The sequence below is a fragment of the Streptococcus mitis genome (assembly GCF_019929545.1).
Lineage (GTDB): Bacteria > Bacillota > Bacilli > Lactobacillales > Streptococcaceae > Streptococcus > Streptococcus mitis_BU.
Genome location: NZ_JAHZPT010000015.1, coordinates 15,706 through 37,951, shown reverse-complemented (window position 1 = coordinate 37,951; position 22,246 = coordinate 15,706). Strand labels below are relative to the sequence as shown.

26 protein-coding genes and 1 tRNA gene are annotated in these 22,246 nt (G+C 40.3%); 1 reads left to right on the top strand and 26 read right to left on the bottom strand.

All coding sequences use genetic code 11. The annotated features are described in order from the left end of the window. Positions 1-5: 5 nt before the first annotated feature. The 6 genes from K1I71_RS05840 to pbp2a form a co-directional block, all read right to left on the bottom strand. Positions 6-77 (bottom strand) — tRNA-Glu (locus tag K1I71_RS05840). A 90-nt stretch (positions 78-167) separates the two neighbouring features. Continuing rightward, positions 168-647 (bottom strand): sigma-70 RNA polymerase sigma factor region 4 domain-containing protein, encoded by a 480-nt coding sequence (locus K1I71_RS05835; RefSeq protein WP_223330448.1) that lies wholly within the window; start codon positions 645-647, stop codon positions 168-170. Positions 648-766: 119 nt separating this feature from the next. Further along, entirely contained in the window at positions 767-1,303 is a 537-nt protein-coding gene (nusG, locus tag K1I71_RS05830; RefSeq protein ID WP_000376740.1) for a transcription termination/antitermination protein NusG, read from the bottom strand. Positions 1,304-1,356: 53 nt separating this feature from the next. Further along, positions 1,357-1,533, bottom strand: coding sequence for a preprotein translocase subunit SecE (gene secE, locus K1I71_RS05825; RefSeq protein ID WP_001210990.1), 177 nt, complete (start codon positions 1,531-1,533; stop codon positions 1,357-1,359). A 9-nt stretch (positions 1,534-1,542) separates the two neighbouring features. Then, positions 1,543-1,695: a 50S ribosomal protein L33 gene (rpmG, locus tag K1I71_RS05820; protein ID WP_001809375.1), complete on the bottom strand. Its 153-nt coding sequence runs from the start codon at positions 1,693-1,695 to the stop codon at positions 1,543-1,545. 52 nt (positions 1,696-1,747) lie between these two features. Beyond that, a complete protein-coding gene (gene pbp2a / locus K1I71_RS05815) occupies positions 1,748-3,943 on the bottom strand; it encodes a penicillin-binding protein PBP2A (protein ID WP_203180022.1) in 2,196 nt (731 codons plus the stop codon). A gap of 86 nt (positions 3,944-4,029) precedes the next feature. Here pbp2a and K1I71_RS05810 point away from each other — a divergent pair, with 86 nt between their 5' ends. Continuing rightward, positions 4,030-4,905, top strand: a complete 876-nt coding sequence (locus K1I71_RS05810; protein ID WP_084819634.1) for an RluA family pseudouridine synthase — start codon at positions 4,030-4,032, stop codon at positions 4,903-4,905. Positions 4,906-4,972: 67 nt separating this feature from the next. Here K1I71_RS05810 and gap read toward each other — a convergent pair whose 3' ends face one another. From gap to comGA, 20 genes are all read right to left on the bottom strand, one after another. After that, entirely contained in the window at positions 4,973-5,983 is a 1,011-nt protein-coding gene (gene gap, locus K1I71_RS05805) for a type I glyceraldehyde-3-phosphate dehydrogenase (protein WP_033687386.1), read from the bottom strand. Positions 5,984-6,301: 318 nt separating this feature from the next. After that, positions 6,302-8,953, bottom strand: coding sequence for a bifunctional acetaldehyde-CoA/alcohol dehydrogenase (adhE, locus tag K1I71_RS05800; RefSeq protein ID WP_045606680.1), 2,652 nt, complete (start codon positions 8,951-8,953; stop codon positions 6,302-6,304). A 300-nt stretch (positions 8,954-9,253) separates the two neighbouring features. Next, positions 9,254-9,664 (bottom strand): MORN repeat-containing protein, encoded by a 411-nt coding sequence (locus K1I71_RS05795; protein ID WP_045606678.1) that lies wholly within the window; start codon positions 9,662-9,664, stop codon positions 9,254-9,256. After that, complete coding sequence (locus tag K1I71_RS05790; RefSeq protein WP_223330447.1) at positions 9,651-10,094, bottom strand: low molecular weight protein-tyrosine-phosphatase; 444 nt, start codon at positions 10,092-10,094, stop codon at positions 9,651-9,653. Before K1I71_RS05790 ends, K1I71_RS05795 begins: the two co-directional genes overlap by 14 nt. 46 nt (positions 10,095-10,140) lie before the next feature. Next, on the bottom strand, positions 10,141-10,440 hold the full coding sequence (yajC, locus tag K1I71_RS05785) for a preprotein translocase subunit YajC (RefSeq protein ID WP_045606675.1): 300 nt from the start codon (positions 10,438-10,440) through the stop codon (positions 10,141-10,143). Positions 10,441-10,556: 116 nt separating this feature from the next. Further along, a complete protein-coding gene (gene tkt / locus K1I71_RS05780; RefSeq protein ID WP_045606674.1) occupies positions 10,557-12,533 on the bottom strand; it encodes a transketolase in 1,977 nt (658 codons plus the stop codon). Between the two features lie 116 nt (positions 12,534-12,649). Then, positions 12,650-13,273 (bottom strand): hypothetical protein, encoded by a 624-nt coding sequence (locus tag K1I71_RS05775; protein ID WP_045606673.1) that lies wholly within the window; start codon positions 13,271-13,273, stop codon positions 12,650-12,652. Between the two features lie 50 nt (positions 13,274-13,323). Continuing rightward, positions 13,324-14,313 (bottom strand): RNA-binding cell elongation regulator Jag/EloR, encoded by a 990-nt coding sequence (jag, locus tag K1I71_RS05770; protein WP_223330446.1) that lies wholly within the window; start codon positions 14,311-14,313, stop codon positions 13,324-13,326. A gap of 17 nt (positions 14,314-14,330) precedes the next feature. Further along, positions 14,331-15,155 (bottom strand): membrane protein insertase YidC, encoded by an 825-nt coding sequence (locus K1I71_RS05765; RefSeq protein WP_223330445.1) that lies wholly within the window; start codon positions 15,153-15,155, stop codon positions 14,331-14,333. After that, positions 15,130-15,501, bottom strand: coding sequence for a ribonuclease P protein component (gene rnpA / locus K1I71_RS05760; RefSeq protein ID WP_000739245.1), 372 nt, complete (start codon positions 15,499-15,501; stop codon positions 15,130-15,132). The genes K1I71_RS05765 and rnpA overlap by 26 nt, the downstream gene beginning before the upstream one ends. Positions 15,502-15,650: 149 nt before the next feature. Next, complete coding sequence (locus tag K1I71_RS05755) at positions 15,651-16,841, bottom strand: acetate kinase (protein WP_223330444.1); 1,191 nt, start codon at positions 16,839-16,841, stop codon at positions 15,651-15,653. Positions 16,842-16,891: 50 nt separating this feature from the next. Further along, positions 16,892-17,845 carry a class I SAM-dependent methyltransferase gene (locus K1I71_RS05750; protein WP_223330443.1) on the bottom strand — a complete coding sequence of 318 codons (954 nt, stop codon included), beginning with the start codon at positions 17,843-17,845 and terminating at the stop codon, positions 16,892-16,894. A 60-nt stretch (positions 17,846-17,905) separates the two neighbouring features. Then, positions 17,906-18,490: a class I SAM-dependent methyltransferase gene (locus tag K1I71_RS05745; RefSeq protein ID WP_223330442.1), complete on the bottom strand. Its 585-nt coding sequence runs from the start codon at positions 18,488-18,490 to the stop codon at positions 17,906-17,908. Positions 18,491-18,522: 32 nt separating this feature from the next. Further along, entirely contained in the window at positions 18,523-18,936 is a 414-nt protein-coding gene (gene comGG / locus K1I71_RS05740) for a competence type IV pilus minor pilin ComGG (RefSeq protein WP_045606663.1), read from the bottom strand. Continuing rightward, on the bottom strand, positions 18,914-19,375 hold the full coding sequence (comGF, locus tag K1I71_RS05735) for a competence type IV pilus minor pilin ComGF (protein ID WP_223330441.1): 462 nt from the start codon (positions 19,373-19,375) through the stop codon (positions 18,914-18,916). The genes comGG and comGF overlap by 23 nt, the downstream gene beginning before the upstream one ends. Then, positions 19,338-19,640 (bottom strand): competence type IV pilus minor pilin ComGE, encoded by a 303-nt coding sequence (gene comGE, locus K1I71_RS05730; protein WP_263284779.1) that lies wholly within the window; start codon positions 19,638-19,640, stop codon positions 19,338-19,340. The genes comGF and comGE overlap by 38 nt, the downstream gene beginning before the upstream one ends. Beyond that, positions 19,603-20,007, bottom strand: coding sequence for a competence type IV pilus minor pilin ComGD (gene comGD / locus K1I71_RS05725; RefSeq protein ID WP_045606659.1), 405 nt, complete (start codon positions 20,005-20,007; stop codon positions 19,603-19,605). The genes comGE and comGD overlap by 38 nt, the downstream gene beginning before the upstream one ends. Continuing rightward, complete coding sequence (gene comGC / locus K1I71_RS05720; protein WP_045606658.1) at positions 20,000-20,326, bottom strand: competence type IV pilus major pilin ComGC; 327 nt, start codon at positions 20,324-20,326, stop codon at positions 20,000-20,002. The genes comGD and comGC overlap by 8 nt, the downstream gene beginning before the upstream one ends. A 1-nt stretch (position 20,327) precedes the next feature. Further along, on the bottom strand, positions 20,328-21,344 hold the full coding sequence (gene comGB, locus K1I71_RS05715) for a competence type IV pilus assembly protein ComGB (RefSeq protein ID WP_080975925.1): 1,017 nt from the start codon (positions 21,342-21,344) through the stop codon (positions 20,328-20,330). Then, entirely contained in the window at positions 21,292-22,233 is a 942-nt protein-coding gene (gene comGA, locus K1I71_RS05710; RefSeq protein WP_045606655.1) for a competence type IV pilus ATPase ComGA, read from the bottom strand. The genes comGB and comGA overlap by 53 nt, the downstream gene beginning before the upstream one ends. Positions 22,234-22,246: the final 13 nt, after the last annotated feature.

Here is a 22,246-nt window from a genome sequence, read left to right as displayed (position 1 = left end):
TACCATAGTCCGTACGGGATTCGAACCCGTGTTACCGCCGTGAAAAGGCGGTGTCTTAACCCCTTGACCAACGGACCAGAGTTATTTTCAACTCTTACTATTATACTGGCTTTTCAAACTTTGTCAACACTTTTTTTAAACTTTTTTCATTTTTTTTGCATAGCTTCTTACCGGCTACGGATATCAAACTCCTTAAACACAATACGTAAGTCTCTTAATACTCTTTGACGTCCTCGGAAGCGTTCATGTCTTAAGACGCGTTCTAACTCTTCTTGTTTGTCTTTACTTTGTTTGTTTCTATAATCTCTTAGTGTCTCATGAAAGAGATAATACTCATCTAGCCAGAGACCTCCCTCGCTTATACGATGACTAATCTCACCTACTTCTTCATAAGGTTCTTTATCATATCTACGCTTCTGGCTTTCTTGTTTACGGATATGGTCTAAAATTCGATTACGGAATTTAGTTTTGAAGTATTTTCGTAAACGAGGAATATCTTCTCCCAGCTCTTCTTCTCTACTAATCAATTCATGTAAGCAAATCATCCCCTCTTGGTCCCAATCCGATAAATCCCATAAATGAAGGTAATATTCATTTCTACACTTATATACAATCCCCTGGACTTCTTTATACAATTCTTTAAACATAACGTTCCCCTTTCTAGATACAGTTTAACAAATAATGAAGCTGATTCGGGTCTTTTCCCCGTTCTGTCCCCTTTACCTCCTCAACTGCACAAAAAAGAGAGGTCTTGCCTCTCTTGGGGTTATAATTCTGCAATTTGGTTTAGGTTTACTTCTGCAACTGTGTCATTACCAAACATAGAGATAATCATCTTCACTTTATTGTTATCAATCTCTGTAATCTTACCAGTATAGTCTGCAAAAGCACCATCAATGATACGTACAGTTTGACCAACTTCAACATCAATATCAAACTCTTGTACAGTTTGTCCCATAGAAACCAAGATATCACGGATTTCTTGTTCCAATAATGGAGTTGGTTTTGATCTATTTCCGTGAGATCCGACGAATCCTGTAACGTTTGGTGTGTTTCGAACAACAAACCAAGCTTCATCTGTCATCACCATTTCCACAAGAACATAACCTGGAAAGCGATTCTCTTCTACTTCTTTTCTCTTTCCATTTTTTTCAACTTGCACTGTTTGTGTTGGAATTTCAACACGTAAAATATTATCCAACATATTGTAGGTTTGTGCACGCTGTAATAGATTTTCTTTTACCTTATTTTCATAACCAGAATAGGTTTGTAAGACAAACCATCCTTTATCAAAACTATCCATGATACTTCCTTTCATAATAGAAGATTTTTAGCGTGAATAACTCCACAGATCTTCTAAAAAATGTTAATAAATCGAATCAGACCTGAAACAATCAATTTGTCAAAAATATAAATAATCACAACAAAGAAAGCAGTGTATTCCATGATAGAACGAAAATCTCTCCAGCTTTCCTTGCGAGTTGGCCATGTTGTGTCTTTAAGAAGTCTAAAAATATCTCCAATAAAACGCATCGCTCTCTCCTATCTCGTTTCTCTGTGTGTAGTGTACTTACCACAATGTTTACAAAATTTATTTACTTCTAGTCGTGTTGGCTTGGGGTTTCCGCTGATCTTGATTGAATAGTTTCTCGAACCACAAACCGCACAAGCTAGGCTTGCTTTTTTTAGTGCCATAACGCCTCCATCTTATCTATTATAACAAGAAAGCCAGGCTTTGACAAGCATCTTAACGAAATAGATTGACTACCGAATCCCATATCGTTTGAGCCTTTTCCTTAATCTTCGCATCCGAGATAGCACGACTAGCCTCATCTACCAGATTTTGTGCACGACTTCTAATATCAGAAAGGCTATTATCCGCCTGATTTTCTTCATTACGCTGTACTTGATTTCTTGTATTGGCTGGTGCAATTCCATTTTGCTTATAAGCATTTTCAACCGTAAAGGTACTTCCTGGCGTATAAGGTAAAATGGTATTAGCAATGTTTCTAAAGACATGAGCTGCACCGTTTGAAGTAGATCCTGCTAGATAGTGATTTTCATCAGTGGTAGGGAAACCAAGCCAGTGACTAATCACTACATCCGGAGTATAACCAATTACCCACTGGTCACTTGTGTATTCCGGATTGAAAACAGCTTCAGTTGTTCCAGTTTTTCCTGCCATGACATAGTCTGCAGGCGATGAACTAATACCTGTTCCGTTTGTAAATGTTCCCAACATCATACTGGTCATCTTGTCAGCTACAGACTTATCAATCACCCGTTTTTGTGAATTTTTATGGCTCGCAATGACCTGACCACTAGCATTTTCAATTCTACTAATAAAATGAGCTTCCGGCATTAATCCTTCATTTGCAAAGGCAGCATATGCTTGAGCCATTTGAAGAGGGTTGGTTTCAACACCGCTTCCCAGGGCGACACCAAGAACACGATCGACTTTTTCCATGTTGAGTCCGAATTTCTCGCCCGCCTCAAAAGCCTTATCAACGCCCAAATCATTAACAGTGGCAACAGCAGGTAGATTAAGCGATTCTGCCAAGGCTTGATACATAGGAACTTCTGGACTCGTTTTGATCCCTGCATAGTTATCAACTTTATAGCTGTCATACTGCATGGTATGGTTATCCAACTGCTTATTCAAAGCCCAGCCAGCTTCAACTGCAGGCGTATAAACAACTAAAGGCTTAATTGTAGAACCAGGGCTACGTTTTGATTGAGTTGCATAGTTGAAATTCCGGAATCCAGTTTTATCATTGCCAGCAACCTGACCGACAACTCCACGAACTCCACCTGTTTTCGGTTCGAGAGCTACACTTCCTGATTGAGCAAATGTTCCGTCCTCTGCCCTCGGAAATAGCGATGTATTTTCATAGACAACCTGCATATTTGCTTGATAGTTTTGGTCCAGCTCTGTATAAATACGGTAGCCATTATTGACAATTTCTTCCTCTGTTAGATTATACTTGGAAACGGCTTCGTTAACCACCGCATCAAAGTAAGAAGGATAGCGGTAATCTGAGATTTTTCCTTCATATTTATCGTGCAATTGCGAAGTCATATCAACTTCTGCAGCTTCGGTTTCTTGATTTTTATCAATATAACCCGCTGCCAGCATATTTTGCAAGACAGTATCACGACGATTAGTAGAATCTTCTACAGATTTCAAGGGGTTATACAGCTCTGGACCCTTTAGCATCCCTGCCAGAGTCGCAGCTTGATCCAGACTCACTTCTGATGCAGAAACTCCAAAGTATTTCTTACTCGCATCTTCTACACCCCACACACCATTTCCAAAATATGCGTTATTAAGGTACATGGTTAAGATCTGATCCTTACTATATTTTTTTGTTAATTCTAAGGCAAGGAAAAATTCTTTTGCTTTTCTCTCGACAGTTTGATCCTGTGATAGATAGGCATTTTTAGCCAGCTGTTGGGTAATAGTAGAACCACCACCTGAACGACCAGCAGTTACAATAGCCAAGAAGAAACGACCATAGTTAATCCCGTCATTTTTATAAAAAGAACGGTCTTCTGTCGCAATAACGGCATTCTGCAAATTTTTACTGATATCAGTCAATTCAACATAAGTTCCTTTTTGACCAGACAAGGCACCAGCCTCCTTTTCTTCACGGTCAAAAATGAGAGTTCGAGTTTTCAAGGCATTTTGCAAATCATTGACATTGGTTGACTTGGCTACAGCAAACAAATAGGTTCCAACTAGCAAGCTTGCACTCAAACCTAGTATAAGGACAATCTTTGTTAGATGATAGCGACGCCAGAATTTTCGAATTGGACCTACTTGGGCTAATTTTTTTCGATCACTACGAGAGCGACGTAAGCTAGTAGAATCAGAATCCTCTGATTCACTTGTTTCTTTTTTAAAAAGAGAAAGAAATTTCTCAAATAATTTATCTAATTTCATGCGTTTATTTTATCATCTTCATCATAGGAAGACAAGAATTTAGCTATTTCCTATCAAAATAGGGCTTTTTTTGTTACAATATCTGTATGAAATTCACATTTACATTACCAGACTCTCTACCTCAAATGACGGTAAAGCAATTACTTGAGGAACAACTCCTCATCCCTAGAAAAATCCGTCATTTTTTGAGAATCAAGAAACATATTTTGATAAATCAAAAAGAAGTTCATTGGAACGAGATAGTAAATCCTGGAGATGTTTGCCAATTGACTTTTGACGAGGAAGATTATCCCGAAAAAGAAATTCCTTGGGGCAACCCAAAACTTATTCAGGAAGTTTATCAAGATCAACACTTGATTATTGTAAACAAACCCGAGGGAATGAAAACGCATGGTAATCAGCCAAGCGAAATCGCCCTTCTTAACCATGTCAGTGCCTATGTTGGCCAAACCTGCTATGTCGTTCATCGTCTGGACATGGAAACCAGCGGTTTAGTTCTTTTTGCTAAAAATCCTTTTATCCTCCCTATTCTCAATCGCTTATTGGAGAAAAAAGAGATTGCTAGAGAATATTGGGCACTTGTTGACGGAAATATCAACAGCAGAGAGCTTGTTTTCAGGGACAAAATCGGACGTGATCGCCATGATCGTAGAAAACGAATAGTTGATACAAAAAATGGGCAATATGCTGAAACGCATGTAAGCAGATTAAAGCAATTCCCAAACAAAACGACCCTTGTCCGTTGTAAACTAAAGACAGGCAGAACACATCAGATTCGTGTGCACCTTTCTCATCATAAGCACCCTATCCTAGGCGACCCTCTCTATAATAGTAAATCAAAGACAAGTCGTCTTATGCTCCACGCCTTTCGACTGTCCTTTACCCATCCGCTTACTCTAGAGAAATTAAGCTTCACTACCCTATCAGATACTTTTGAAAAAGAGTTAAAAAAGAATGGATGATAGCGTCATCCATTTTTAAATATTTAAAAAGCAAGACCAGAGGCCTTGCTTTTTATCGACTCAAGAATTATTTAGCGATTTTTGCGAAGTATTCAAGAGTACGAACAAGTTGTGCAGTGTATGACATTTCGTTGTCGTACCATGATACAACTTTAACCAATTGTTTACCGTCAACGTCAAGAACTTTAGTTTGAGTTGCGTCAAACAATGAACCGTAAGACATACCTACGATATCTGAAGATACGATTGGATCTTCTGTGTAACCGTATGATTCGTTTGAAGCTGCTTTCATAGCTGCGTTCACTTCATCAACAGTAACGTTCTTTTCAAGAACAGCTACCAATTCAGTAACTGATCCAGTTGGAGTTGGAACGCGTTGTGCAGATCCGTCAAGTTTACCGTTCAATTCTGGGATTACAAGACCGATAGCTTTTGCAGCACCAGTTGAGTTAGGAACGATGTTTGCAGCACCAGCGCGAGCACGGCGAAGGTCACCACCACGGTGTGGTCCGTCAAGGATCATTTGGTCACCAGTGTAAGCGTGGATAGTAGTCATCAATCCTTCAACAACACCAAAGTTATCTTGAAGAGCTTTAGCCATAGGAGCCAAGCAGTTTGTAGTACATGAAGCACCTGAGATAACTGTTTCAGTACCGTCAAGAACGTCGTGGTTAGTGTTGAATACAACTGTTTTAACGTCGTTTCCACCAGGAGCAGTGATAACAACTTTTTTAGCTCCACCAGCGTGCAAGTGTTTTTCAGCAGCTGCTTTCTTAGCAAAGAAACCAGTAGCTTCAAGAACGATTTCTACACCGTCGTTAGCCCAGTCGATTTGTTCTGGATCACGTTCAGCAGAAACTTTGATGAATTTACCGTTAACTTCAAATCCACCTTCTTTAACTTCAACAGTACCGTCGAAACGACCTTGAGTTGTGTCGTATTTCAACAAGTGTGCAAGCATAACTGGATCTGTAAGGTCGTTGATACGAGTAACTTCAACACCTTCTACGTTTTGGATACGACGGAAAGCAAGACGACCGATACGTCCGAAACCGTTAATACCAACTTTAACTACCATTAGTGATTTCCTCCTTATGAAAATCATGAAATTTTTATTGTGAAAAGAGTAACTTGAATCACTACAAATCACCTTTCAACAAACCTATTATATAACTATTTAAGTTTAATTGCAAGTACGGGCGTTGTTTTTTATCTATACCCCACTTATTTTTCTTTCTCCTTTGAAAGCCTATACTGCTGTCTTTCTTTGTCTACCTAGTCATTTCCCACTTTCCTTTTCAGATGAAAAGTGAAAATTGAAAAGATAAAAATTATTTTCAATCTTCCAATTTTACAAAAAAGAGACAGGAAATTCCTGCCTCTAGGCTGATAACAATTATTTACGGCGTCCTGGTCTTTCTTTGTAGCCATAGTAAGAATCTTCGATGATTTCTTGCATATGGTCAACCATTGGAAGGCGTGGGTTAGCAGGTGAACATTGGTCTTCGTAAGCAAGGAAGGCCAATTCACGTGAATGTTCTTTCCATTCTTTTTCATCAATTCCTTGTGCTTTGAAGTTCATTTGGATACCTACGCGCTCACCAAGTTCGTAGACAGCTTTTGCGTAAGATTCCACACCTTCTTCTGGAGTAGAAGCTGGAAGTCCAAGCATGCGTGCGATATCTTGGTATTTTTCATCTGCACGGTAGTAGTTGTACTTAGGCCATGTTGCTGTCTTAGCTGGACGTGTACCGTTGTAGCGGATGACGTATGGAAGCAAGATTGCATTTGTACGACCGTGGATTGTGTGGAATTGCGCACCAATCTTATGTGCCATTGAGTGAGAAATACCTAGGAAGGCATTAGCAAAGGCCATACCAGCGATTGTTGAAGCGTTATGCATTTTCTCACGTGAGTGGAAGTCTGCATTCTTAACTGAGCTTTCAAGGTTTTCAAATACAAGCTTGATGGCTTGAAGTGCAAGACCGTCAGTGTAGTCGCTAGCCATTTGTGATACGTAAGCTTCAGTCGCGTGAGTCAATACGTCCATACCAGTGTCCGCAGCAACAAATCCAGGAACTGTCAATACCAAAGCAGGGTCTACGATTGCCACAGTTGGTGTCAATGAGTAGTCAGCGATTGGGTATTTACGGTTATTTGCTTTATCAGAGATAACGGCAAATGGTGTTACTTCAGATCCTGTACCAGATGTTGTTGGGATTGCGATGAATTTAGTCTTCTTACCAAGCAATGGGAATTTGAAGGCACGTTTACGGATATCCATGAATTTTTGAACAAGGTCACGGAAGTCCACTTCTGGTTGTTCATAGAAGAGCCACATTACTTTAGCAGCATCCATTGGAGATCCACCACCAAGAGCGATGATTGTATCTGGTTTGAAGGCACGCATGATTTCAGTACCACGTTCAACTGTAGTGATATCTGGATCTGGTTCTACATCAGCAAAGATTTGGTAAACAACCTTATTGCGACGAAGATCAAGTTGTTCGATGATACGATCAAGGAAACCAAGCTCTACCATGGCATGGTCAGTAACGATCATGACACGCTCAACGTCACGACATTTTTGAAGGTATTGAATTGAATCACGTTCAAAGTATGTTTTTGAAGGAAGTTTCATCCATTGCATGTTATTTCTCCGTCTTCCGACTTTTTTGATATTCAAGAGGTTAATGGCACTAACGTTATCCCCAACTGAGTTTCGTCCGTAAGAACCACATCCAAGTGTCAATGATGGCAAGAAGGCATTGTAAACGTCCCCGATACCACCGAAAGTAGAAGGTGAGTTACAGATAACACGAATAGCTTTAACAGCTTTACCAAATTCTTTAGTCAATTCTTCGTCAGCTGTGTGGATAGCTGCTGAGTGTCCAAGACCGTTAAATTCAACCATTTGACGAGCTTTGGCAATACCATCTTCACGGCTTTCAGATTTCAAAACTGCGATAACTGGTGACAATTTTTCACGGGTCAATGGCTCGTTTTCACCAACTTCTTTACATTCTGCAGCAAGAATGTTTGTTCCTTCTGGAACTGTAAATCCTGCTTGTTCTGCAATCCAAGTTGCTGGCTTACCAACGATGTCAGCGTTCAATTTCGCACCAGCACAGTTTTTGCTGTTTGCTTTCACGCCGAAGCAGAATTCTTCAAGAAGAGCTTTTTCTTTTTTGTTTACAAAGTAAGTGTGGTAAGATTTGAACTCTGCTACAAATTCATCGTAAATTTCTTTATCAATGATAACCGCTTGTTCAGATGCACAGACCATACCATTATCAAATGATTTAGACATAACGATATCGTGTGCTGCTTGACGGATGTTTGCTGACTTTTCAACATAAGCTGGAACGTTTCCGGCACCTACTCCAAGAGCTGGTTTACCACATGAGTATGCAGCTTTAACCATGGCATTACCACCTGTTGCAAGGATTGTTGCAACACCTTCGTGGTTCATAAGGGCACTAGTTGCTTCCATAGATGGTTCAGTGATCCACTGTACACAGTTTTCAGGCGCTCCTGCTTTAATCGCAGCATCACGAACGATTTGAGCTGCGTGAGCTGATGATTCTTGAGCTGATGGGTGGAAGGCAAAGACGATTGGATTACGTGTCTTCAATGAAATCAATGCCTTAAAGATTGCTGTTGATGTTGGGTTTGTTGTTGGAGTGATACCACAAACAACGCCAACTGGTTCAGCGATGAGAGTCAATCCTGTTACATCGTCTTCTTCGATAACGCCAACTGTTTTAGTGTGACGCATATTGTTTACCACGTGTTCACAAGCAAACAAGTTCTTAGTTGCTTTATCCTCAAATACACCACGTCCTGTTTCTTCAAAGGCATGTAAAGCCAATTCTCCGTGGGCATCCAAAGCCGCTACTGACGCTTTAGCTACGATGTAGTCGACCTGTTCTTGGTTGAGTTTACGCATTTCCTCAAGAGCAACTAAAGCTTTTTGCACCAAGCCGTCGACATGCTTTTCAGCAGCGAGTTTCTTTTCTTCTGGTGTCACAGTTTTTTTATCAGCCATATTTTCCTCCATAGCTTTCAAGGATTGATATCCTTTGTTAATTTTTTCACAAGTTTATTATAACGCATTATTTCAACTTTGTAAACAGTTTCATAAACATTTCACAAAGAATTTTTTATTGTTTGTGAATTTTTTCTCATTTTCTTTACTTATCAAGTTTTTTCTTTAGAGTTTGTGAAATGAATTTCAAATATTTTTTTATTTCACAAGCTTGATTGGAAGAGGAGCTTGGAAAGAGATAGATTTTCTAGTAAGCGCTTACTTTTAAATGATAACAATACCTCCTTTGATAAGGAGGCTTTATTTTTGTTGAAAAACGCCTTGTTTAAAAGTCCCTTCATAAACGACTTCTTGTTCTGTTGTTAGTTTCCCTTTTCCTTCAGCCTGACCATTTACAAAATCACCTTCGTAGGTCCAGCCTTCTTTAGATTGAAAGGTACCTTTTCCGTTGAAGGCTCCATTGTTGAAACCACCAGTATACTGGTCCCCATTTTGGAAGGTAATGGTTCCTTGACCATTCATTTTACCACGTACAAGACTGCCGTCGTAAACAATCGTTCCATTATCAAGCTTTAGAACACCTTTTCTAGGAATATTTAGAAAAAAAACGAGTATAGCACAGAAAACAATCGTAACTACTGCCAAACGCTCTAAACGTGGACGAGTCAGATACACTCGATACTTTTCGTAAAAATTCTTAAGATTTTCCACCTTCACTCTCCTTTTCTAAACGTTCTAACCAAGCTTGACAGCCCTCTTGAACACGCTGATAGGTCTCTTCAAAATCTCCTGTATACCAAGGATCTGGAACACTTTCATATGCAAATGAGTAAATCTTATCTTGACAGTCTACTGGACACATCTGACGTAAGTCAGAAACATTTGAAGCGTCCATTCCGATAATATAATCAAAGGCTTCAAAATCTTCCTTACTAATTTGAAGCGATGTTTTGGCTTTGTCGTAAGGAATCTGATACTGTTGAAAAATCCCTTGCGTTCCCTTATGAATCGGATTGCCATGTTCCCAAGAAGAAGTCGCTCGACTTTGGATTTCATAATTATCTGTCATTGATTTCATAACAAACTCGGCCATAGGACTACGGCAAATATTCCCCAGACAGACAAAGACTAGTTTTTTCATCCCATTTCCTTTCTTTTATAGAAAAACGGGAGTTAGTAATCCCGTCTTATTTTTCAATTGCACCTTCGAGTGAAGCTGTTTCTTTCAGCGGTAGTACTGTCTTGATAGCAGCTAGTTCAAAAGTCAAGTAAACTCCATCTACATCAAGAACAATCGTTCTCTTCTCCGTATCTACTTCATCAACTGTTCCGTAAAGTCCACCGATTGTAATCACTTCATAGCCCTTTTGTAGTTTGTTTAAGCTTTCCATACGTTTTTGTGCTTGTTTCTTTTGAGAGCGTTGCATAAAGAACATCAAGCCCAACATCGCTATAAGCATAATTAAAAATGTATAATTTGGATTCATTTTATTCTCCTTTGTCTTTTACATAGGACTACTATATCAAATTTCAGCTACTTTTACAAGGTTGTACCTTGCTTTTCTAGTAAGAAAAACCAGAGCTTGCGCCCTGATTTTTAGGATTATTTCAAATTTTGAACGACTTTTACAAGATTTTCGACAGTAAAGCCATATTCTGCCAATACTTTTGGTGCTGGGGCAGATGCTCCGAAGGTATCAATACCAAGAACTGCACCATCTAGTCCAACATATTTGTACCAGTTTTGAGTTGCACCCATTTCGACTGCAACACGACGGCGAACTGCATTTGGAAGAATTTCTTCCTTGTAAGCTGCATCTTGTTTATCAAAGACATCTGTGGATGGCATGCTGACTACACGGACTTTTGCTCCTTGACTAGCCAATTCTTTGGCAGCTGAGACAGCAAGATTGACCTCTGAACCTGTCGCAATCAAGATGGTATCAAAGTCTGCTGCATTTTCATAGACAACATAGGCACCTTTTGCAACCTTGTCGAAGTCTGTTCCATCTTCAACAGTCAAATTCTGACGTGTCAAGACAAGGGCAGTTGGCGTTTTCTTACTTGTCACTGCAAGGTACCAAGCTGCTTGCGTTTCACGCGCATCTGCTGGACGGAAAACATTCAAATTTGGCATAGCACGAAGACCTGCTAAGTGCTCAACTGGTTCGTGAGTCGGACCATCTTCCCCGACTGCGATTGAATCGTGGGTAAAGACATAAGTCACAGGAAGTCCTTGTAAGGCTGACAAGCGAACAGCCGCCTTCACATAGTCAGAGAAGACGAAGAAAGTTCCACCGTATACACGAAGTCCACCGTGAAGAGCCATCCCGTTCAAGATAGTTCCCATTGCAAATTCACGAACACCAAACTGAATGTTACGGTTCAAGCGATTAGCATCGTCTTGAAGCCCGTCCGTTTTGATATAAGTCATGTTTGAGTGAGCAAGGTCAGCTGATCCACCTAGGAAGGTTGGTAACTTAGCTGCCACAACATTCAAGGCATCTTGGCTTGAATTACGAGTTGCTTGAGAGAAACCATTTTCTAAAGCTGGGAAGTCTGCTGGAGTCACTTCAACTGGATCACGTCCATCAATAATGGCTTCTACTTCTGCAGCCAATTCTGGGTGAGCTTCTTTATAGTCAGCAACTAATTTAGTCCAAGTTTGATAAGCTGATGCGCCACGGTCTGCAACATGTTCTTTGAAATCAGCATAAACTTGTTCTGGAATTTCAAATGGTTCATAGTCCCAACCGAGAGCTTGACGAGTAGCTGCAGTTTCATCTGCTCCAAGAGGGGCACCGTGTACAGCATTCGTTCCCTGTTTATTTGGAGAACCGTATCCAATAACCGTCTTCACTTCAATCAAAGATGGCTTGCCTGAAGCTTTAGCTGTTTCGATAGCAGCATGAATAGCTTCCAAGTCTGTTCCATCTTCAACCAAGGCAGTATGCCAACCGTAGGCATTGTAACGGTCACGAACACTTTCTGTAAAGGAATCCTTTGTCTCACCATCCAAGTTGATATCATTTGAATCATAAAGAACAACCAACTTGTCTAGTTTTTGCAGACCTGCGTATGAAGCCGCCTCGCTTGAGACACCTTCCATCAAGTCTCCGTCTCCACAGATAACATAAGTATAGTGGTCAAAGATATTGTAGCCTTCACGATTATATTTGGCTGCCAAAAATCGTTCTGCTTGGGCAAAACCAGTGGCAGTTGAAATCCCTTGACCTAAAGGACCTGTTGTAGCATCAATTCCTGCTGTATGACCAAATTCTGGGTGACCTGGTGTTTTTGAACCCCATTGACGGAAGCTCTTGATCTCATTCATACTAACATCTTCAAAACCAGAAAGGTGAAGAAGGGCATAAAGAAGCATTGAACCATGACCTGCTGAAAGAATAAAACGGTCACGGTTAATCCAGTTTGGTTGAGCTGGATTGATACGAAGTTGTTTTGTAAAGAGGCTGTAAGCCATCGGAGCCGCTCCCATAACCACACCTGGGTGACCTGAGTTGGCTTTGTTGATAGCGTCAATACCTAGGAAACGAATTGCATTAACAGATAGATTTGACATAGAATTTCCTTTCTATTTGAGGTGATGATTGAATCACACATTCTATTTTACTATTATATGAAAAAATACATAGAATAGCAATTAAACAATTCGACGCTAGATAAGTCTCCTATTTTCTACTCTCTTGTCGCCTGATAGTAGGGAAGTAAGCGTTCATAAGCATCTTCTAATTTTTCTAAAATCACTTCTAATGATTGGGTTTCTACAAAAGAAACATCTGCTTTAACTAACACTTTTCGGATTTCTTGACTGCCTATCTTCTCGACTAAGACCTGACGATTTTCCTCAGTAGCCTCCATCTTATGACTTTCTCCATTTGAGTAGACTAAGTAATAAACACCTTCTACTGGTGGAATTTCTAAAACCTTGGCCTGCTTGCCTAAAGTTTGCTCATCTTTCTTGCGCTCGATGAAACTGACTTCTAAGGAAATACCAAAATCAGAAGGATTCCCGTACAAACGTAAGGCTAGCATAGGCTCTGTCATTTGTCCGTCTCTCTGTATATAAACCCAAAAATGTGGTCGTAAACGTTGCGCCTGATTCATCCACTGGCTAGTCTGTTGGAGGTGCCATTCTGGATGGCTTGCTTGAAAGGCTTTAGCTAGCTCTGTAAAAGCCTTTCTGGCCTCTTGACCTTTGTGGCGGAATGCCAGCATCTTCTCTCGCTCTGCTCCCGCCTTATCAGGATTACGGTACTGCAAACCAGCAAAGTCTAGATAGTCTCTTATCTTATTCAACATTAATTTAATCTCCTCCAACTAGCAAAAAATCAGGAGAACCCTGATTTTGTTTATTCTGTATCTACAACGACATAGCGATTTGGCTCATCACCCTCAGAGTAACTAGTCACGCCATCCATACGTGAAATAATACGATGAATAATCTTACGTTCGCTATTCGACATTGGATCCGTTTGATGACTACGGCCTTCTTCTAAAACACGAGTCGCCAATTTTTGAGCATAGGTCTGCAAGACTTCTGCACGATGTTCAACATAATCATTGACATTAATAGTAATGTAGAAAGTTCTTGAATAGCGGTTATAAAGATAATTTTGAGCCAATAGTTGCAAGGCCTTCAAGACTTTGCCATGGTAACCGATAATACGACCTGGTTCGTTGGTGTCAATTTGTAAATTGATGCTACGACGGTTATAGTCATTTGAAATCGTCGCCTCAACGTCCATATCATCAATGATTGTTTGGACATAAGTCGTTACTTCCGTAGCTACTTGTTCAATGTCAAAACTCGGTTCAACCTTTAAGCCCAAATCTTCTAATTCTTGACTTTCAGTTTGTTCAGCTTGACTCTCAACAATCGGAGTTTCTACTTCTTCCCCGAAACCAGCTTCTTCAAGCTGTAATTCATTTAAAATCTCAATATGCCCAGTTTCTTCTAAAATGGTGTTAGCATGTTTTTCATTTTTCAAAATTTCAGCCTTAACTTCATCAGAAACCCCTTGGCCTTCTTCTTCAATCTTTTTAATTGCTTCTACAACATGCCCTAAATCAACAGTCGCTTGACTAACTGTTTTGACTGGTTCATTTTGTTCGTTAATTTCTTTAGGAACACCCTTTACAGCCTGCTGGTTAGCTTTAATGACCGTTGTTTCACTAATAGCTTCAATATCAACTTGAGCTGTTTTTTTACCAAATAAACCAAGAAAGCCATTTTTTTCACGAGAAATGACTTTGATGTGAGCCTTCAGTCTTGGGATATCTAATTCTTTCAATCCTTTCTGGATTGCTTCTTCAACAGTTGAACCTGTAAATACTACCATTACCAGATTCCTCCTTATTATTTCGTTTTCTGAGCCTTTTTCTTGGCTTTTCTTTTTCTATTTTCCAAATCTTTCTGTGCCTGAACTACCGCCTCGCGCTCTGCGATAATCTTGAATGGATTGTTCAAGAAATAGGTTTGCAAGACTTGATAAGCATTGGACACTGTCCAGTAGAGGGCGACTCCACCTGGTGCATAAACTGCAAAGATAAAGATCAAGACTGGAATCCCATACATCATCGCAGTCGTAGCGCCATTACGCTCAGACAAGGCCTTGTTGGACAACCAAGTACTTAAAAAGGTAAATACAGCTGCTAAAATCGGAAGAACAAGGGTTGTATCCACACCACCAAGGTTAATCCATAAGAAATGACCTGTCTTTAAAAAGTCAACTCTTGATAGAGCTTGGAACAAGGCCAAGATAACCGGCATCTGAATCAAAATCGGCCAAAGAGAATCTGACTGTCTGACACCCATTTCTTTAAAGACTTTACGCATTTCTTGCTCTAGCTTAGTTCTGCTTTCCATATCTCGACCTGGATATTGTTCTCGAAGCGCCTTAATACGTGGTTGAGCTTCCTGCATTTTTCTGGAAGCCACCATTTGCACTTGAAAGACTGGCAAAAGCAGTGTACGAATCAAGATCGTAAAGAGGATAATCCCCACTCCAATACTGATATCAAATGATAAAAAGCGAATGATTTCAGCAAAGAAGTAAACAAACTTACTCCAAAAATCAGTCGAATCTGCCGTAATATCGCTAGTTGTCCCATTAGTTGCACAGGCTGTCATGATCAATAGAGATAAACCTAGCAAACTAGTCAACTGTAGTTTCTTTTTCACTCCCATTTCCTTCCTGGTAAATCTTTGATAATTTTAATACGTGGAGTAGATTTTTCTCCATCTCTGCGTATCCCAAGGTTTCAACCCCTTTTCGAGCAATGACAACAAAGTCGACATCTTCTACCAGACTCCCTTTTGCATTCTGGATAATATGTCTAATTCGTCGCTTGATTTGATTTCTAGTGACTGCATTCCCCAGCTTTTTGCTAACTGATAGACCTACTCGAAAATGGTTTTTCTGGTTTTCTAATTGGTAGACAACAAATTTGCGATTGGCAAAACTTGTTCCTTCCTTGAAAATCGCCTTAAAATCTTTCTCTCTTTTTACACGAAAGTTTTTCTTCAAAACTCAACTCCATCTATTAAATTACTACTATTATACCATATTTTTCAAAAAAGCCAATCATAGCAAGGTTTTGGACAATTTCATCAGAAAAAGAAGCTGGAAAAATCACTTTCCCAACTCCTTGTACGGAATATTTTTTCTGATTTTTGTTATTTTTTCAAGCGTTCAACGTCACGGGCAATGACCAATTCTTCATCAGTTGGAATAACCAAAACACGGATTTTCGCTGCCTCTGTTGAGATGTCTCCTGTCACACCAAAGACGTTCTTCTCTGGGTCAACATCACAGCCAAACCAAGAGATACCTGAGATAACATCTTCACGTACATTTGCAGCATTTTCACCGATACCTGCAGTAAAGATAATAGCATCTGCTCCATTTAGGACTGCAAGGTATTGACCGATATGTTTTTGGATACGGTCAACATACATTTCATAAGCCAAAGTGGCATCGTGATTCCCTTCTTCCATAGCAGCAATCACATCACGCATATCACTAGATTTACCTGAAACCCCCATCAGTCCTGATTCACGATTAAGGATGCGACTAATGTCTTCAGGCGTATTAAAGTCCTCTGTATATTGCATTAAGTAAGGAATGATAGCTGGGTCAATATCCCCTGTACGAGTTCCCATCATCACACCACCAAGTGGAGTGAATCCCATTGAAGTATCGACAGATTGACCACCCTTAACAGCTGTAATAGAAGCACCATTACCGATGTGGCAAGTAATCAATTTCAAGTCTTCTAATGGACGTCCCAAGAGTTTTGCAGCTTCTCCCGCTACAAACTGGTGACTTGTACCGTGGGCACCATATTTACGAACCTTGTTTTCTGTGTAATATTTTGTTGGTAGAGGATAGCGATAAGCTTTCTCTGGCATAGTTGTGTGGAATGAAGTATCAAAAACAACTACACTGGTGATGTCTGGCAACAATTCCTTGAAGGCACGAACACCTGCCGCATTAGCTGGATTGTGGAGAGGAGCCAACAAGCTCAACTCTTCAACTTTTTCTAAAACATCTCCCCCAACAACTGTTGATTCTTTGAAATATTCTCCACCTGCAACAACACGGTGTCCAACACCTGTAATCTCGTCATAAGCCTTGATAATATCGAAACGAATCAAATCATCCAATAAAATTTTAACAGCTTGTGTATGATTTTCGATATCCAAAATTTGTTGTTCAGAACGGCCATCAAATTTTACAGTTGAAATTGAATCTTTCAAACCGATACGTTCAATCAACCCTTTCGCCAATACTTTTTCTTCTGGCATTAAGTATAATTGCCATTTCAAACTTGAACTTCCCGCATTGATTGCAATTGTTTTTGTCATAACATGATACCCCTTTTTAAGCGTTTTCATCTATTATAACAAAATCTATTTTATATTTCAGTACCTTGAGTCCATTTTTGAAAATTTTCTTTAAATTTCATTAAAATACTTGCATCTTGCAAACTAGCAAGTGGATAAACAAAGGGTTCTACTGCTATTTCACTTTTCTTCTGTAAGATAAAAATCGTCTTGGATTGTTTGGCATTAGCAAAGAGATTTTCAGGCAAACTAATCATGGCAGTCAAACTTGCCTCCTCTTTCAACCAGCCTTTCAACAAGTCACTTTGAGGGCTGGTCAACAAATCACTCGGAGCGAGAAAAATAGCGTATCCATCTGACTTGAGGTACTTAAGTCCTTGTTCCATTAGCAAGTGATGGGCGTAAGTATGTTCTTGACTAGAAGCAACTTGATGGCGCGACGCAACGGCATCATCAGGATAATAGCCGACAGGCAAGTCGCTGATGACCACATCGCTTTCTTTGAGCATTTGTGGACGAACGGCATCTCCTTGGACAAAGCCAGCCTGCAAACCAATTACATCTGCCATGCTAGCTGCCAGATCAATCAGCAAATCATCCACTTCCATTCCCAAGTAATCCACCTTTTTATCAAGCGAGGTCAAGAAAGTAGCGCCTAGAATTCCCATCCCAGAACCCATTTCGAGGATCGTAATCTCCTCCTCTTTAAACAACTCTTCCACAATAAACACCAAAAGTAAAGCAATGGCATCTGGTGTAAACTGGTGATTGGCCTGTAGGGGCTCTGTCTGCCCAGCCTTCATCAAGAGAAACTGGTAGGTCTTGAGCCACTCTTCTTTGCGTAGTGCTAAACGCTTAAGGGCTTGATTGTTGTCTTTGACCTGCTCTAACTCAGTCTCACCATCCAAATAGATGCTGTTTTGCTCCACCAGGGCGTCATAAAAGTTGGTCGCCAAATCACTTTGAATGACTTGGACATTCTCTAGTAAATAGGTATAAGCTTGTTCAATTTTTTCAAAATCCATATTCCTATCTTATCAAATTTCCCTTCTTTTTTCCATCCTTATAGAAAAATCACTCCCTGACTAGGCGAGTGATTTTTGGGCTACTGTTAAAAAGAGTTCTGAGTAATTTCCTTGAAACAGGTCTTCAGCGCTATAGAGGATCTGACTATGCACAGATGAAAAACCAAACTGGGCTAGCCTGTTTTCCAGTTCAACCAATTCAAATCCATGATGGTTAGCTTCTGTCTTGGTAAAATCAGCAATGAGGAGTTGTCCATCTTCCTTCAAATGTTGATGAAACAGTGAGAGAGCCGCATCCAAATCAATATGGTGAAGAACCCGACTAACGACAATAATATCAAACTCTTGCTTCAAGGGATTTTCCAATAAATCTTGCTCCATAAACTGGATATTCTTGATTGCTTGCTGCTCCGCTTTCAAACGAGCTTGCTCCAGCATTTTCTCAGAAATGTCTACAAGAGTGACAGACTTAGCCTGCTTGGCTAGGGGCAAGGCTAACAGACCCGTACCACCACCAAAATCCAGAATTTCTTTGTCTGATAGAAAATCAAGCTGTTGCTCAATAGTGTGATAAACCAAGTTTGCAAGGAAGATGTTTTTAGGTGAATCGAAAGTTTCTGCTTTGTGGTTAAAATCATGTTTCATATCTTTAGTTTAGCATAAAGTAGTTGAATTGACTAGGAATTCTCTTTCTTTTCAGACTTCTCTTCTGATTTTTTCTTTTCCGCTTGATTACTTGAATCAGTCACTACCTTTTCCTTTTTATCCGTTTTCTCTTCTTTGATTTTGACTGAAGGAAATAGGAACTCATATTGACTCTTAGGCGTACGAACCGTCGTCACCAAGCCAGTTTTCTTGTTTTGATAGCTTACCTGACCCAGATTAAAGGCCTGTTCCCCACTTTCTTGCTCAACCCTATCTTTGGCTCGTTTGGCCATGGCAAAAGCGATTAACTTTTCTTTATTTAAAGCATAGTCTTGATAGTGGACGACTTGTCGGTTCAAATAGAACTGCAATAAAAGGCTGAAAATGGCTGCCATGGTGACTGCATAGAGGAGAACTCCTGCTTTAACTTTTTGCTTTTTCCACACGATAGATGAACTCCCTTTCTAAGCCTTTTTGAAACTGGAAACGAAAACGAACCACTTGATTCTCCTCTATAATCTGAGCTGATTTGAGTCCATAAACCATAGGTTGATAACCTCGTCCACTGGCATCAGTTTTTCGAAAATCGTCCGATTTAGACTTGCCTATCGCAATTTCCTTGCCATCCTGCTTCATATAAATGCGATTGCCTTCTACTTTTTCGAACTGTGAACGGTCTAATTCTGCCTCCAGCTGGTCTACAAATAAGAGCCACTCTTTTTGCTCGCTTTGTTGCTGGTAGCGAACTTCTGAAATGAGGAGCTGACTCATGGCTTGAAAGAGGAGTAAGCTTCCACTGATGACAATGAGGGCAATCAGGGATTCTAACAAGGTAAAAGCCTTGACCTTATAGCTCTTTGATAGCCAACAACTGTTCTGAGCCATAGTAGACCTCCAATCCTTTTTCACTAGAAAACACCTGAATCTCAACTCCGTTTATGTTTACCTGATTTTGACCTGTCTGCAAAGCCATCTTAGCTACACGCAAGATCTCTTCTTTCTGCAAGATTTTTGCTTCTTCTTGCCTATTTTTCTGAATTTGGCCCAAAAGGAGGGTCGCAATGCTGGCAAAGATAGCTAGAGCGACTACGGCTTCCAGTAAAATCACTGCCCTAATTTTTTGTTTCCTTAATGCGTTTAATTTTTCCATTTCCTAGATATAATTGATAACGAATCGCTCCTTTACTGGTCTGAAATTCAACCTTAGCTAGGGACGAATTACCCCCAGCTCGGTCAAATGTAATACTTTGGCCTGATGGTGCCTGAATTCCTTTAGGAACTGTCAACTTTTGACTGCCGTTACTGATCGTCTGCCCATCTAAGTTCAGACTAGCCTTTTGCTGACTGGCTACACTACGTTTTTGTGTTTCCCGATAGAGTTCTTCAAACTCCATAAAGAAAATCTGCTCCTCTACCGCCGCAAAAGTGGACTGGACAGAGTCGGACAAGCCCAAGGCAAGGATACTCACAAGACCCAAAACTAATAGACTTTCCAGCATGGTAAAGGCCTTAATCATTGACTTTACGATTTGCTCCTCCGTTTTTAGTATAGTATTCATTATAGGCTTTAGCCTGTTCAGGAGTAATACGCCCATCTGCTTGTAACTTGCTTAGGCTAGCATCTTCATTTTTATCCAAGCTATAAAGCTCTGCCTGGCTTTCTACCACCTTAACAACAGCAGCTTTTCCTTTGTCGTTGACTGCTTCTTTTTGCTTGGTCAGATTAGGTACAAAGAGTAATAGAAGCACACTGATGATGAGCAAGACCACCAACATCTCCACAAGTGTGAAAGCTTTAACCTTAGCTTTTTTCAAGAATGTCATCATTTTTTTCATTTTAAAAATTTACCTCCATATTTTGATACATGGGCATGAGCATTGCCGCATAAAGTAAAACGATAATCAGTGCCACAAAGATAAAAACCAGTGGCTGCACAAAATTCATGGTGCGATTGACTCGAGTAAAAAAGGCCTCCCAAGTTTTTTCAGCATAGATTTCCAACTCACTACCCAGCTTGGACTTGACTTCCCCATATTCAATAATCAAGCTCAACTCCTTCTTAAAGAATGGATATGTCGCTATCGTCTGAGAAAATTCCTGACCATTTTGTAAGGATCTAGCTAGATTTTGACCGATTTCTTTAAAGAGATGAGAACCCTGTTCCTGCATGATCTGAAAAATCTGCGTCAGCTCCATTCCCTGTGAAATCATATTCCCCCATTCACGCGCATAATAGGCTGTCAAATAGGTCTGCACAAAGATTCCAAGAAAAGGAAGGCGTGCTAGGATAGAAAAGACGCGCATCTTAGAACTTCTTTTATAAAAAGTTAGTGCTAAAAGGACACCTACTGAAACAAGGCCTACCATTCCTAGAAAGATTTGTGGCAGATTGCCGATAATTTGGGTGGCAATATTGCTACTATCCAGTTGTGGTAGTAGATAGTTCCGTAGCCCCAGCATGATTAAAAGAAGAAATCCCAGTAAAATCAAAGGATAGGTCGCTACTTCAATTAGTTTTTTCTTGACCTTGGCCAGATTGTCTAGATACTCTTCTATCTTTCCCAAACTCAGGTGGAGATTTCCATGGACTTCCGCTAGGGATAACTGAGTGACAATGGCACTTGAAAATCCCAAACCTTCCATCATTTCTGAGAATGATTTCCCCTGAGACAAGCCCGTGCGCATCTGGGTCACGCACTGCTTGTCCAACAAGGCACTCCTATCTAAAAAGGAGATAGTCTCCACTAGATGAAAACCGCTGGAAAAGAGATTATTAAATAAGGTGATGATATTTTTTTGCTTAGCTGTAGCTAATTTTTTCCGTTTCAGCCTGAAGACTTGTGATATGTCCATCTTTAAGAAGCTGGTCAATCTGTTCATTCCAGCTAGTTGGTTGGTGTTCTTGATAGTCTTTGTTTGCAAAGTCAACGATTCCTCCTCCCCCGATTAATCTCTGATAGCAGACTCCTTGCAGAACGACTGCCAATTCCTCCGCAGTCACACCCAACTCCAGCAGGCGTTCATAAACACCTCGGATACTCTTGGCATGAATGGTTGAAAAGACTGTCGCCCCTGTCAAACTGGCTCTGACCACTGCACGCGCCGTCTCGCTGTCCCGAATTTCTCCGATAATCAGGAGATCAGGACGATGCCGTAGGGAAAGCTTGATGAGATTTTCATAGGTCAACCCGATTGCTTCGTTCAACTGCAACTGGAGCATGTCGTCCTGCTTGATTTCTACAGGATCTTCGATGGACATAACTTGCTGTCCCTTAAAAAGGGACTTAGCTAATTCATGCATCAAGGTTGTCTTGCCACTGCCGACTGGGCCAGCAAAAAGATAAAGTCCCCGTTGCCTGTACTGCTTGCCCAGTTCTTCAATATCCTGAAACCAAAAATGCAAATCCTGCTTCTCATCATGCAACAAACGAATAACTAAACTCTCATGCCCTCTATAATCGCCTACGGTAGATAAACGTAGTGACGCCATCTTATCGTCATAGGCATAATCGCAGGAACCAAGTTGACTACGTCGCTTTTCTCCCACATTCATACCAGCTACAAACTTAAAGTGACTGATGACGGCCGCAAATTTTTCAAAATCATAACAACCGATTTTACAGCGCTCGTCTCCTATTCTCATATGAAGCTCATAGGCATCTAACTTAGGGACAAAATAAATGTCTTGTGCCCCTTTTTTCCGAGCCGAACGAATGATTTCTTGTGCAATTTCTTGAACCATACTTACCTCCTCA